Annotated in this window: 12 protein-coding genes and 1 riboswitch; of the genes, 9 read left to right on the top strand and 3 right to left on the bottom strand. The window is 50.2% G+C overall.

From position 1 onward, the window contains the following. Positions 1-132: 132 nt before the first annotated feature. The 5 genes from KTG14_RS03875 to KTG14_RS03855 all read left to right on the top strand — a co-directional run bounded on the left by KTG14_RS03875 (position 133) and on the right by KTG14_RS03855 (position 5,730). Positions 133-1,347: an MFS transporter gene (locus tag KTG14_RS03875; protein WP_216969565.1), complete on the top strand. Its 1,215-nt coding sequence runs from the start codon at positions 133-135 to the stop codon at positions 1,345-1,347. A 32-nt stretch (positions 1,348-1,379) separates the two neighbouring features. After that, positions 1,380-3,119 (top strand): ABC transporter ATP-binding protein, encoded by a 1,740-nt coding sequence (locus KTG14_RS03870; RefSeq protein ID WP_216969564.1) that lies wholly within the window; start codon positions 1,380-1,382, stop codon positions 3,117-3,119. 61 nt (positions 3,120-3,180) lie between these two features. Beyond that, positions 3,181-3,942 carry a MerR family transcriptional regulator gene (locus tag KTG14_RS03865; protein WP_216969563.1) on the top strand — a complete coding sequence of 254 codons (762 nt, stop codon included), beginning with the start codon at positions 3,181-3,183 and terminating at the stop codon, positions 3,940-3,942. A gap of 96 nt (positions 3,943-4,038) precedes the next feature. Next, the gene (locus KTG14_RS03860; protein ID WP_216969562.1) at positions 4,039-4,785 is read left to right on the top strand and encodes an endonuclease/exonuclease/phosphatase family protein; all 747 of its coding nucleotides are present in this window, start codon (positions 4,039-4,041) and stop codon (positions 4,783-4,785) included. Between the two features lie 96 nt (positions 4,786-4,881). After that, the gene (locus KTG14_RS03855) at positions 4,882-5,730 is read left to right on the top strand and encodes an endonuclease/exonuclease/phosphatase family protein (RefSeq protein ID WP_216969561.1); all 849 of its coding nucleotides are present in this window, start codon (positions 4,882-4,884) and stop codon (positions 5,728-5,730) included. Positions 5,731-5,786: 56 nt separating this feature from the next. Here KTG14_RS03855 and KTG14_RS03850 read toward each other — a convergent pair whose 3' ends face one another. The 3 genes from KTG14_RS03850 to KTG14_RS03840 form a co-directional block, all read right to left on the bottom strand. After that, the gene (locus KTG14_RS03850; protein WP_216969560.1) at positions 5,787-6,416 is read right to left on the bottom strand and encodes a queuosine precursor transporter; all 630 of its coding nucleotides are present in this window, start codon (positions 6,414-6,416) and stop codon (positions 5,787-5,789) included. 12 nt (positions 6,417-6,428) lie between these two features. After that, positions 6,429-6,923 (bottom strand): preQ(1) synthase, encoded by a 495-nt coding sequence (gene queF / locus KTG14_RS03845; protein WP_216969559.1) that lies wholly within the window; start codon positions 6,921-6,923, stop codon positions 6,429-6,431. Positions 6,924-7,019: 96 nt separating this feature from the next. Continuing rightward, a riboswitch (PreQ1 riboswitch) is annotated at positions 7,020-7,067 on the bottom strand. A gap of 1,289 nt (positions 7,068-8,356) precedes the next feature. After that, positions 8,357-9,685, bottom strand: coding sequence for a cytochrome P450 (locus KTG14_RS03840; RefSeq protein ID WP_216969558.1), 1,329 nt, complete (start codon positions 9,683-9,685; stop codon positions 8,357-8,359). Positions 9,686-9,881: 196 nt separating this feature from the next. Between KTG14_RS03840 and KTG14_RS03835 the strand changes: the two genes are divergently transcribed. The 4 genes from KTG14_RS03835 to KTG14_RS03820 all read left to right on the top strand — a co-directional run bounded on the left by KTG14_RS03835 (position 9,882) and on the right by KTG14_RS03820 (position 12,307). Continuing rightward, the gene (locus tag KTG14_RS03835; RefSeq protein ID WP_216969557.1) at positions 9,882-10,811 is read left to right on the top strand and encodes a phosphotransferase family protein; all 930 of its coding nucleotides are present in this window, start codon (positions 9,882-9,884) and stop codon (positions 10,809-10,811) included. A 77-nt stretch (positions 10,812-10,888) separates the two neighbouring features. After that, on the top strand, positions 10,889-11,440 hold the full coding sequence (locus tag KTG14_RS03830; protein ID WP_121300734.1) for a TraR/DksA C4-type zinc finger protein: 552 nt from the start codon (positions 10,889-10,891) through the stop codon (positions 11,438-11,440). Positions 11,441-11,498: 58 nt separating this feature from the next. Beyond that, positions 11,499-11,864 carry a DUF4440 domain-containing protein gene (locus KTG14_RS03825; RefSeq protein ID WP_216969556.1) on the top strand — a complete coding sequence of 122 codons (366 nt, stop codon included), beginning with the start codon at positions 11,499-11,501 and terminating at the stop codon, positions 11,862-11,864. A 41-nt stretch (positions 11,865-11,905) separates the two neighbouring features. Then, positions 11,906-12,307, top strand: coding sequence for a thiol-disulfide oxidoreductase DCC family protein (locus KTG14_RS03820; RefSeq protein ID WP_216969555.1), 402 nt, complete (start codon positions 11,906-11,908; stop codon positions 12,305-12,307). The last annotated feature ends 37 nt before the right edge of the window (positions 12,308-12,344 follow it).

Here is a 12,344-nt window from a genome sequence, read left to right as displayed (position 1 = left end):
CATAAGCAGAAACAAAGCGCGCAGATGGGCATTCATTGGTGAATGTGCAACTGCGCTTTTTGTGCATGCTCTTGTACACGCAATGTGGGTTATAATGGAAAAATCGTAATTACTTAATTTGGAGGCGGCTTTATGGCAAAAGCAATTTCTTCATCGTCGCTCGCGGGAAATCCGGTTTATCCGGTGATGTTCGCGATCGGCGGTGTCCATTTACTGAATGATTCCTTGCAGGCGGTGATTCCGGCAATGTTTCCGATTTTAGAGAAGGATCTGGGCTTGTCCTTCACGCAGCTCGGGCTGATCGCTTTTGCGCTGAACATGGTGGCGTCTGTCTTGCAGCCGGTCATTGGATTTGCGAGCGATAAAAAGCCGATGCCCTATGCGTTGCCGCTCGGCATGGTGTTCTCGTTTATCGGGATCGCGGGCTTAGCGTTTGCGCCGGAGTATTGGCTCATCTTGCTGTCGGTGATCTTTCTTGGCTTCGGTTCTGCGGTATTTCATCCGGAAGGCTCGCGCGTTTCCTATATGGCAGCGGGATCGAGACGCGGCTTATCACAGTCGATTTACCAAGTTGGGGGCAACTCTGGTCAAGCGCTGGCCCCTTTGATCAGCGCATTCATCCTCGTACCGCTCGGCCAACGGGGCGCAGCGCTGTTTCTCTTCGTCGCAGCGCTCGGCATTTTCGTGCTCACGAAGATTTCCGCTTGGTACAGGGCGCAGTTAGAGCGTGATAAGCTCGCGAAAGTGAAAAAAGCGGTGCTGTCTTCACTGCCGCCTTTGACGAAAAAGCAAGTGGGTACGGCTTTAACCTTGCTGTTACTAATTATTTTCGCGCGTACTTTTTACATAACGACGATTACGAGTTTTTATATATTCCATTTAATGGATAACTATGGGGTAACTATTCAGCAAGGGCAAATGTTTATCTTTCTATTTCTTGGAATCGGGGCGTTCGGAACCTTTTTCGGTGGCCCGCTCGCAGACCGCATCGGCCGCAAACGTGTCATTGTGCTGTCGTTGATCGTGCCGATTCCTCTGGCGCTGGTGCTGCCGTATGTGGCCTTGCCGATAGTTGCGGTCATTCTGTCCGTCCTGGGCTTTTTCCTCATGTTGAGCTTTTCGGTCATGGTCGTTTACGCCCAGGAACTCGTGCCAAGCAGAATCGGTACAATGTCGGGGCTGACAGTCGGTTTGGCGTTCGGCATGGGGGCTATTGGAGCCGTCGCGATCGGCGTGTTGATGGATTCGATTGGGGTTTATGAAACGATGGTTATTATTTCCGTGCTGCCGATTCTCGGGCTGGTGGGCCTAGCTTTGCCAAAAGATCGAAAAATCACTGCTGCGTAAATGGTTTGACCGGATAGATAGGAGATGGAGTTATGGAATCAATTCAGAAGAAACAAAGTATCAAGCCGTTTTTTACGCTTTTAACGTCGATTAAAATCCCGAAATGGGCACTGATTTTCGGGCTGGCGACAAGCCTAGTCACTACGATTGTCGGCTTGCTCGTCCCGTTGCTCACGAGAGAATTAGTGGACGGGTTTTCAGTGGAGGCATTGAGTGCAGGGTTGATTGCTGCGCTTGCGGCTGCCTTTATCGTGCAGGCTGTTATCAACGGGGTATCGATTTATTTACTAAGTATGGTCGGCCAGCGCATCGTGGCGGGACTGCGTGAGCGTATGTGGCTTCATTTGCTGCGCCTGCGTGTCGGGTATTTCGACCAGCACGCAAGCGGCCAGACGGTGAGCCGTGTCGTCAACGATACCGGCATTGTCCGGAATCTGATCACCGATCATTTCCCGAATTTCGTCACTGGCATTATTACCATTATCGGAGCGGTAGCCATTCTTCTTGTGCTGGACTGGAAAATGACCTTGATCATGATGCTCGCCGTCCCGCTGACGATCGCCATCATGATTCCTTTGGGACGCAAGATGGCGAAGATTTCCCGCAGTTTGCAAGATGAAACCGCTGTGTTCACAGGCGATGTTCAACAAACGCTCGGGGAAATCCGTTTGATGAAATCATCGACTGCCGAACAAGTAGAAGAACAGCGCGGGTTGTCGGGCGTTCAGAAACTTTATGGCCTCGGCATGAGAGAAGCGAAAGTCTACGCCTTGATCGGCCCGCTCATGTATTTAGTCGTCATGGTCGTCATCGTGATGATCATCGGCTACGGCGGCATCCGAGTATCGGAAGGGTCGATGTCGACCGGCTCGCTGGTTGCCTTTTTGCTGTATCTGTTCCAAATTGTCGTGCCGCTTGCTACATTTGCGCGCTTTTTTACGGAATTACAAAAAGCGAGAGGGGCGACAGAGCGCATTATCGATATTTTGGAGTTGCCCCTTGAAGAGCCAGAACGCGGCAATGAAATAGACATTAGCGGCAAAACACTGCGCCTCGAAGATGTCAGCTTTTCCTACGAAACCGGCGAACCCGTTTTGCAAGGCGTGTCATTCGAAGCGCATCCCGGCCAGAAAATTGCTTTTGCCGGTCCAAGTGGCGGAGGCAAGACGACGATTTTTGGGTTGATTGAACGCTTTTACGAACCGACTGCAGGGACGATCACCATTGGCGATGTGCCGATAAATGAAGTGGCCATTGCTTCTTGGCGCGACCAAATCGGTTATGTGTCACAAGAAAGTGCCATGATGGGTGGTACGATTCGTGCCAATCTAACTTACGGCTTGCCGGATGCAGACCGCTATGAGGATGAGGAGTTGTGGCGCGTATCTCGTATGGCGTATGCTGAAGAATTCATCTCCTCGTTTCCCGACGGATTAGATACACAAGTCGGAGAGCGCGGCGTGAAATTGTCCGGCGGGCAAAGGCAGCGCATTGCCATCGCCCGCGCTTTTTTACGCGATCCGAAATTATTGATGATGGACGAAGCAACAGCAAGTCTCGACAGCCAATCCGAGGGCATTGTCGGGCAAGCACTTGGGCGTTTGATGGAAGGGCGCACGACATTGGTCATCGCCCATCGCTTGTCGACCATCGTCGATGCGGATCAGATTGTCTTTATTGAAGGCGGGCGTGTCACAGGCACCGGCAGTCACCGCGAGTTAACTAGGAAACACGCCTTATACCGCGAATTTGCCGAACAGCAATTGACGTAATCTTTTTCTTGACCTTGACGCAACGTAAAGGTTTAAAGTGGGATTATCAGGAGGTGGCGGCATGTATACGGTGCAGAAATTGGCAAGGCTTGCCGGTGTGAGTGCGCGCACTTTGCGCTATTACGATTCGATCGGCTTATTAACGCCGCAAAAAAACGAATCAGGCTACCGGTTGTACGGGAGCGTAGAAATTGATCGCCTGCAACTCATCTTGTTTTACCGGGAGCTCGGTTTTGGGCTTCAGGACATCGCGAAGCTGTTGGACGATCCGGATTTTGATGAAACTGAGGCATTAATCGGGCAACGTAAGCTGTTGCTTGAAGAACGCAGCCGCCTGGACCTTTTGATCACCAATGTGGAGAAAACGATTTCCACAAAACAAGGGGAGAGTCGAATGGCAAATCACGAAAAGTTCGAAGGATTCAAGAAGCAGCTGGTCGATGACAATGAAGCAGCTTACGGGAAAGAGATCCGCGAGAAATACAGCAATGCGGAAGTCGACCGTTCAAACGCTAAAATGCTCGGCATGGACCAAGAACAATACGAAGCGTTCAAGTCCCTTGAGCAAGAGATCTTGGAGAAGTTGGAGCATGCGGTGAAAGAAGGCAAATCGGAAGGGATCTTAGGGCAGGAAATCGCTGATTTGCATCGGCAGTGGCTCGGGTTTACATGGGGCAGCTATGAGCCGAAAGCGCACGCCGGACTGGCTGAAATGTATGTGGCAGACGAACGCTTTGCGGCCTATTATGAAAAAGCCGGCGAAGGGGCGGCGCAATATTTGCGGGATGCGATCATTGCCTATACAGATAAACTGAATGAATGAAACTTGGGCCCGCTTGTTTGCGGGCTTTTTTTGTTTCATCCAACATGGCTAGGGAATGGAAGTAAACAAATAACAAATGAAAATGGCGGTGGGGAAATGCTGACAGTGATGAGCTTTAATATCGCCTCAGGAAAACGAATTGACGGAGAGCTAGACCTTGAAATGACGGCACAAGCGATTGAACAAGGAAAAGTGGATATTGCCGGTTTACAGGAAGTGGACCGCAACTTCTCCTCGCGCAGTGAGTTTTTGGATCAGGCAAAATGGCTGTCCAAGCGGCTCGGTATGCATATGGCATACGGGCCGAACTTGATCGACAGGGGAGCCGGCGGGGCACGCCCGAAACGTGAATACGGCAACGCCATCTTAAGCCGTTATCCGATTATGTCATCCCGAAACCATGATTTGAGCGCAGTCGAAGTGCATCCGGAAGAATTCGAGCCGCGCGGAATGCTCGAAGCAGTTATCGAAGTGGCAGGGCGGCGATTTTCGTTTTATAATACGCATCTGTCTTTGATTGACGAAGAAGTGGATCGCAGCTTGACGGAAATCCTTGCCGTAATTGCCGACAACCCGCTGCCCCAAGTGCTGGTGGGTGATTTCAATGCTGCGCCTTCCACTAAGCACATCCAGCGATTTTCCGCGCATTTTTACAACGCGTTTGGTTCAGGTCCTTATCCCGATACGTATAAAAAGCAAGGTGACCATGGCCAAAAGATCGACTATATTTTCCATGATGCCCATTTCGAAGCGATAGAAGCATGGACCATCGACAGTGATGCATCAGACCACATTCCAATTGTGGCAAAAATCAGAAATTTACAAAACTCTAACAATTTTTAACCTGTTTTTAACTTACAAGCGCGCCATCCTTGCTATAATTGAGGGGACAATTGCAGCTGCCACTGATTCGTTTCAACCAGAAAAGGAGATGGTCTCATGCACGGCGATGCCAGCAGGACCCCAGCAGTGAAAGTGATGTCGTTCAATATTGCCCATGGAATGGGAATGGATGGCCATGTGGATTTAGAAAGAACCGCGCAGGTGATCGAAGCGTCGGGAGCCACTATTGTGGCTCTCCAGGAAGTCGACCGTTATTTTTCAGACCGCAGTTTTTATATGGACCAGGTCGAATGGCTTTCTGAACGGCTTGGGATGTACGCCGCATATGGCGCCAATTTGAACCAGGCACCGGATGACCCAGAGCGACCGAACCGCCAGTACGGCAATGCCACATTAAGCATTTATCCAATCAAATACGCAGAAAACCATTTTTTAACGCAAGTCGTTACGGACATCTATAATAATGAGCAGCGAGGTGTTCTCGAGACAGTAATTGAAGTCGGGGGCACGTACCTCAAAGTGTTAAACACTCATTTAGCGTTGAAAGATGAAGAGCTTGAAATGAGCGTTGCGGAAATATTGGGGATTGCAGGCAAAAGCCATTTCCCGAAAATTATCTTGGGCGATTTAAATGCACCGCCGACACATCGCCATTTGGCCCATCTCCACTGTACGATGACGGATGTTTTCCTGAAAGCCAAACGCGGCGACGCTTATACGTACCCGTCTCCTTATGAAAATCACGAAACCGGCGAATCGTTTAAGCCGATGACACGCATCGATTATATTTTTGCTGATCACGGCTTCGACGTACGAGAGGCAGAAAAAATCGAGACGGCCGTGTCGGACCATTTGCCGATCACTGCAGAGCTCGTCTGGACACAAAAACATGACTCGACTGCAATCATCGTGCCTGCAGCCCAGCCATCTACACAAAAAATTTAAATACCAAAAACCGCCGGCAATTTTTACTGCCGGCGGTTTTTTTATGCGGTGATCAATCAAGCAAAGCTTTTTTGAGTGGCCGTCTTGGAACGGCGCGCGAGTTTGACGAGCAGGTAGACAAGCGGCGTGTCCGCTGCTGCGACGACCCATTTGAACAAATACTGCGTCAAAATCATGGCAGCCAATGCCGACAGCGGCATCGTTCCATAAAAAGCGATGGTGATGAAAATCGTCGTATCCACCAATTGGCTGACCATCGTCGAGGCATTATTACGCAGCCATAGTTTCGACTCGCCGTTACGTGCTTTTAATCGATAGAAAATCGTGACGTCTAAGTTTTGGCTGATGAAATAAGACACCAAACTTGCGAGAGTCACCCGGAAGCCGGCCGAGAAAATCGACTCGAATGCTGCCTGGTCTGCAAAAAACGGCGCGGATGGCAAGTGGATAGCCGCAAAGATGAACGCCAGCGCTGCGAGTTGCGTGATAAACCCGGCCATAACCGTTTGGCGCGCGGCTTCTTTGCCGTACACTTCCGCGATTGTGTCGGTGATGGGGAACGTAAAGACGTAGACGATGACTGCAGCCGGCAGCACGGCCCATTCACTGATGGAGAATAGTTTGACCGCTAGGATATTCGACAGGATGAGCAGGCCGACAAAAGCGCCGTTTAAATAAAGTAACATGGCCGCTTCCCCTTATCGGTTGGTGATCGTTTCCGGATTCATGTCGTGGTTCATCATCCGGTACGTCGCCATTTCTTCGTATTTCGTGCCAGGCTTGCCGTAGTTCGTATACGGATCGATCGACAAGCCACCGCGCGGAGTGAACTTGCCCCATACTTCGATATAGTGCGGGTCAAGCAGCTCGATCAAGTCGTTCATGATGATGTTGACGACATCTTCATGGAAATCGCCGTGATTGCGGAAGCTGAACAAATAGAGCTTCAAGGCTTTGCTTTCGACGAGTTTTTTATCAGGGATAAAGCTTAAGTAGATCGTCGCGAAATCCGGCTGGCCGGTTTGCGGGCACAGCGAAGTGAATTCCGGGCAATTGAATTTGACGAAGTAATCGCGCGTGTGGAGATTGTCGATCGCTTCTAGAATGCCTGGGTCGTACTCGAATTTGTAGCGCGTGTTCTGGTTGCCGAGCAAAGACAAATGCTCGAGCGTCTCTTCATTTCTTCCTGCCATGTGAGTGGCCTCCTTATATTCGGCCGGTTGGGGGAGAGCTATAAAAAATTCGGACAAACGAAAAGCCGAATCGCATGTGGATTCGGCTTGATTTCAAAATCCATAGTTTTTTATAGAGGGTGGAATGCTATGAACCTCTCCCGTTGCCGGGTTATTTAATTTCCTGCTTTATCGTATAAGATGGGGGCGGTTCTGTCAATTGGTGGTTTGTTAGAGCTTAGAAGCTGTATTTTGTGAGGTATATAGTTGATGCGATGGAAAGTGTGAAATGAAAAGAAGTGATTGGAAAAGCTTCCGCTTTTCGACTGCGTTGCAGGGGGGCTGCTTGGGGCTCGCAGGATGCGAGTCATGCAGCTGATGCGACAGGACGTCGCGCTTTCAGCTGCCCGAGTATAGGGCGGGTGTTGAGCCAATGTACGGCAAAGAGCGCCGTACATTTGTCTCGCCAGCCCGCGCGGTCCCTCAGGAGTCAGCCCCCCTTCCACTCCGTCTCTAGTTTTAGAGGGGAAGAAAACTACTTCGGTCCACTCATCAGAAAATGTGGAAATGGGTCACATTTTATAGTTCATATTTTGGATCAAGGAGAGTGTGTTTTTGTCCTCGTCTTCCAACTAGATGTTCGGTTTAAGAACTTATGTATCAGACGCCGCATCTCAGGAAGCGATTCCCTCACTAGCCGGCAACTTTATATAGAAGCAGATCAATTTAATCATGCTCCCATACATTGAAATCGCTAAGCTGCCCAGCGCCACGGGTGAGCCGACGCAGTAAGACAAGTGTTCTTCTTGGCTTACTGCCAAAGGCCAACCCAAAGCAGGGCGGCGACCACAAAGCTGAAGCACCAATAGAATGCTGAAACACTTCAACACCCAAACTCTCACTAGCTGCTTCAAACATATCTCAGGAAGCGATTCCCCCACAAGCCGGCAACTGGGTACAGAAGCTGAACTGCCTAAACACACCCCAATCAATGAAATCTCCCAGCCGCCGAGCGTAAAGGGGTGAGCCGAAGCAGTGAGACAGGCGGTCTTCCTGGCTTATTGCAAGAGGCCAACCCAAAGCCCGGCGGCGACTACAAAATGAAGCTCAACTAGTGAACAGGTATAATTTTACAAGCAAACCCTCGCTATCTTCCTAGTATGGTCGATCCGAGAAGCGATTCCCCCACAAGCCGGCAACTGCGTACAGAAGCTGAACTGCCTAAACACACCCCAATCAATGAAATCTCCCAGCCGCCGAGCGTAAAGGGGTGAGCCGAAGCAGTGAGACAGGCGGTCTTCCTGGCTTATTGCAAGAGGCCAACCCAAAGCCCGGCGGCGACTACCAAAATGAAGTACAAATAGAATGCTTATACATTTGGACAACGAAACCCTCGCTATCTTATTTTCCAGCAAACAAAAAAAGCTAGAGACAGAATCTCTAGCCTTTCATTATCAATGGAATGGGCAACCTGATTGCACCGTCGTGTTCTTTTGTTCGTGATAGAACACATTATCCGGACGGTTTTTCAGTTTTTGGACGTCTTTCAGGATCAAGCGGCTTTTTGGCATCGTTGGCATGCGGGACATGTCGTAGGACAAGTCTTGTTCAGGCACGCTGTATTTCAAGTTCTCTGCAAAATACTTGAAGATCGACTGCATATACATGACCGTCATCCATTCACCCGCACAGCGGTGTCCGGTATGATGGTCGCCGCCTCCTTGCGGAATGAAAGAAAACGGGCTGCCGTCCCATGTGCTGAAGCGTTCTGGGATGAATTCATCGGCGTTGTCCCAGGAATCGGGATGGTGGTTGGTTCCGTAGAGATCAAGAATGACGCGCATATCTTTTTTGAAATCGACGCCGTTCCAGTTGAAATCTTTTTTGGAGATCGCTGCCATGACCGGTGCGAACGGGTAATAACGGCGCACTTCCTGGGCGAAATTATGGCTGTAATTGTTTTCGTCTGCCTGCAGTTTGCCGCGCGTGACCGGGTTTTCGTGCATTGCCATGACACCGAAGACGATAAAATAAGCCGTAGCGATCATCGGGCGGTAGGCATTATTCAAATCGACAGCTGCCGTCTCAAGGTCGAGCAGCTTGCCGTTCGGCGTGCGGTGGTGGGCGACGATATATGCTGCTGTGTACGCTGGCGGATTGTATTCGCCTTTGCGGATTTGTTTGATGATTTTCTTCAGCCAGTCTTCATGTGCATTGCGTGCTTTCATGCCTTCAAGGTAACGCCCTTCAGTGAGGCCAAACGAATCGACCATCGTGACAAGCTCCCATGTGCGCTGCTTGACTTCGCTTTCTTTCATTGGCAGCCCAGCCCAATGGATCATCGAGCGCGTGAAGATTTCTTCGATTTCATCCAATAAGATGACTTCGTCCATGTGCTGCCATTGTTCAGCTTTGGCTTCTAATTCTTGGATCATCATGCGTTTGGCGTCTTCTAACCGCTCAGGTGTCATCATCGACAAGAACATGCGCTTTTGCTGATGATGGTCTTCGCCGTCGCGTCCATGGACAGCTCCGCGCCCGAATAGCGTTTGTTCAAGTGGAAGCGGCGCTGCGCCGCTGCGTTTGAAACAATCGTTATTGTAGAACAGTTCAGCCGCTTCTTCACCGGCCATGCACACGACCTTTTTTCCCATCAGGCGGGTTTCGAAAATATCCGAACCCAGCTCTTTGCGGCGGCCAGGCAGGAAATCAAATCCTTCTCCGAGAAGGGATAGGGTATTGTCCAATTCTTTTGCTTTCGGGATCGGGTGCTTCACTTTCATGTAACGTCAGCTCCTGTCAGTATGTTCAATGCAGGTGATTACCTGTTAAGTTGAATAGTCATTGTAGGAAACCATACCCTTCTGGCGCCTAGGTAAACGCTTCTGGAATTTCCGGATGACACATATCAAAAAGCTGGAGTAGGCGTTTTTTCATGGTACACTTAAAACAAAAGATAGGCTGAAAGGAGCGGCAAGGATGACAAATGGATTCGGCGGCTTATCCCGCCAAGCACTCGAATGGGTCGAGTCGAAATGGCCAGGAGCTGCGTTGGAAGAAGCTGTGCCTTTAGAAGGCGGGACTTCTTCACTGCTTTATGAAATTCGCGCAAGCAAAGGTGGGGAACGGCAGAGCGTCGTGTTACGGCTCCACCATAAAGGAGAGTGGCTCGACCAGGAACCGGATTGGGCGAAGCATGAAGCGATGAACCTGGAGCTTGCAGAAAAAGCGGGCATTCCCGCTCCGCGCATTTTGGCATTTGATGAAAGCGGCGAAGCATGTGGCATGCCGGCCGTGTTGATGACGAAAGTTCCAGGAGCCGTCATTTTGCCGCCAGCTTACGATGCCGCCTGGCTCGATGGGCTTGCTGAAACACTTGCTGGGATCCATCGCCACAAAGCGGAAAGTTTTCCTTACGAATACTTCGCCTATAACGATGCACGGCGGCTCGAGCGGCCGAAGTGGTCCCGTGTAGAGGGCGATTGGATGCGCGCGTTTTATATTGTCGCTGCGGGTGGTCCGCCAGTTGAGTATTGCTTGATTCACCGGGATTATCACCCGGGAAATATTCTTTGGGAAGAGGGCCGCGTGAGTGCGGTCGTCGATTGGGTCAATACGTGCCGCGGGCCGGCTGGTGTTGATGTAGGACATTGCCGTGTCAACTTGGCCCAGCTTTACGGCACGCGGGTCGCCAATGAATTTTTGGATGCTTATGAACGCCATGCCGGCGAGTCATTCGCTTATGATCCGTATTGGGACTTGTTGTCCTTGATCGATACATTGGACGGCAGCCCGGCAGTCTATCCTGGATGGAAGACATTTGGCATGACTGGCTTATCCGACGAATTGGTCCGCTACCGCCTGGATGAGTATTTGATGAGCTTGATGGATCGCTTCGATGATTTCTAAGCTGTAGCCCTGAGGTTTGATTTCTCCGAGAAAGGCAATATATATAGCACAAGCGAGTATTTAGAGGAGGAGTCATAATGACGGACGAACAGCAAAAGAACTTGAAGCAAGAACTCGAAGCGCAATTGAAATCGCTCGAGGAACGGATGGAACATACAGAGGAATTCGAAACTAGCGAACTATCCAACTATGATAATCATCCAGGCGATAATGCCACTGATTTGTATGACCAAGAACGCGGGATGGCGATGGAGCAATTCAAGGAAGAAGAGCATGAAGACGTGCTTGCTGCGCTAAAAGCCATTGAAGATGGAACCTATGGAAAATGTGCAGTGTGCGGTAAAGACATTCCATATGAGCGGCTTGAAGCCATTCCTACCGCACTGACTTGCATCGACCACGCAGACCACAGCTTGGATTTGGAAAGCCGCCCATCAGAAGAAGATGTAATCGGATCATCGACAGACCGCCCGGCCAAAACGGAAGACAGCCGAATCCGCGATTACGACAACAGCTTTGAAGATGTCGAGAATTTCGGTTCCTCGGATGGCCCTCAAGACCAACCTGGAGAAGATCAGGAAGATTTCTACAAGGACGACGAGGCAGAGGAAGACGAACAATTTAAATAAGCTGGTCCCGGCGCTCGCCGGGGCTTTTTTTAATACAGATAGATGGAAGGGGATCCGGATGGAACGCTTGCATAAACAATTTCTAGAGTTAGAGAACAGCCATTTGGCGCCGGCTGCCAGGGAGTCGAACCTCAACATGGCGGAAGTATTGGATGATGAGTTTTTTGAATTCGGCATCTCCGGCGGGATTTGTCAGCGTTCTGACTTTGACGGGGACTATGATTTACAAGAAGGCGACTATCATATTTCCCGCTTTGAAGCAAAAGTGCTCGGCCCGGAGTCGGTTCTGACGCTGTACTTATTGGAGAACCGGACGACAGGGATCTGGAGCCACCGCAGTTCGGTCTGGAAAAAACGCAAAGACGGCTGGAAGCTCTTCTTCCATCAAGGAACGCAGACAGATGGTTTCAAGAAATGGGAATAGGGAAAATGAAAGACAGTCATTAGTTTGAAGGAGGATCATATATGGAGCATGCGATTGTGTTATTCGATGGAGATTGCAATTTCTGCGATTCCAGTGTACAGTTCATCATCAATCACGACCCGGCAGGTTATTTTCAATTTGCTTCCCTGCAAAGCGAGATCGGGCAGGAGCTTTCTGAAAAGCATAATATTCCAGACGACGTCGACAGTCTTGTATTGATTGAAGGCGGCGAAGCGTACGTGAAATCCGAAGGTGCGCTCAAGATTTCACACCATTTGACGGGTCTTTGGAAATTGGCGTATCACCTTCAGCCATTCCCGCGCGTACTTCGCGACGGCGCATACGACGTCATCGCCAAAAACCGCTATAAAGTATTCGGCAAGCTCGACAGCTGCATGCTGCCGCCTCCGCATATCCGCAAGCGCTTTTTGGATCAGTTTTAAATAAGTAAAAGGGCGGTTCCAGAAAAACTGGAACCGC

It is taken from the genome of Planococcus sp. CP5-4_YE, from assembly GCF_019042655.1.
Lineage (GTDB): Bacteria > Bacillota > Bacilli > Bacillales_A > Planococcaceae > Planococcus.
This window is presented reverse-complemented; position numbering and strand designations above follow the sequence as displayed.

Excerpts from the sequence above, each read along its gene's own strand:
- KTG14_RS03875 (WP_216969565.1), top strand. The coding sequence starts at position 133 with ATGGCAAAAGCAATTTCTTCATCGTCGCTCGCGGGAAATCCGGTTTAT.
- KTG14_RS03870 (WP_216969564.1), top strand. The coding sequence starts at position 1,380 with ATGGAATCAATTCAGAAGAAACAAAGTATCAAGCCGTTTTTTACGCTT.
- KTG14_RS03865 (WP_216969563.1), top strand. The coding sequence starts at position 3,181 with ATGTATACGGTGCAGAAATTGGCAAGGCTTGCCGGTGTGAGTGCGCGC.
- KTG14_RS03860 (WP_216969562.1), top strand. The coding sequence starts at position 4,039 with ATGCTGACAGTGATGAGCTTTAATATCGCCTCAGGAAAACGAATTGAC.
- KTG14_RS03855 (WP_216969561.1), top strand. The coding sequence starts at position 4,882 with ATGCACGGCGATGCCAGCAGGACCCCAGCAGTGAAAGTGATGTCGTTC.
- KTG14_RS03850 (WP_216969560.1), bottom strand. The coding sequence starts at position 6,416 with ATGTTACTTTATTTAAACGGCGCTTTTGTCGGCCTGCTCATCCTGTCG.
- queF (WP_216969559.1), bottom strand. The coding sequence starts at position 6,923 with ATGGCAGGAAGAAATGAAGAGACGCTCGAGCATTTGTCTTTGCTCGGC.
- KTG14_RS03840 (WP_216969558.1), bottom strand. The coding sequence starts at position 9,685 with ATGAAAGTGAAGCACCCGATCCCGAAAGCAAAAGAATTGGACAATACC.
- KTG14_RS03835 (WP_216969557.1), top strand. The coding sequence starts at position 9,882 with ATGACAAATGGATTCGGCGGCTTATCCCGCCAAGCACTCGAATGGGTC.
- KTG14_RS03830 (WP_121300734.1), top strand. The coding sequence starts at position 10,889 with ATGACGGACGAACAGCAAAAGAACTTGAAGCAAGAACTCGAAGCGCAA.
- KTG14_RS03825 (WP_216969556.1), top strand. The coding sequence starts at position 11,499 with ATGGAACGCTTGCATAAACAATTTCTAGAGTTAGAGAACAGCCATTTG.
- KTG14_RS03820 (WP_216969555.1), top strand. The coding sequence starts at position 11,906 with ATGGAGCATGCGATTGTGTTATTCGATGGAGATTGCAATTTCTGCGAT.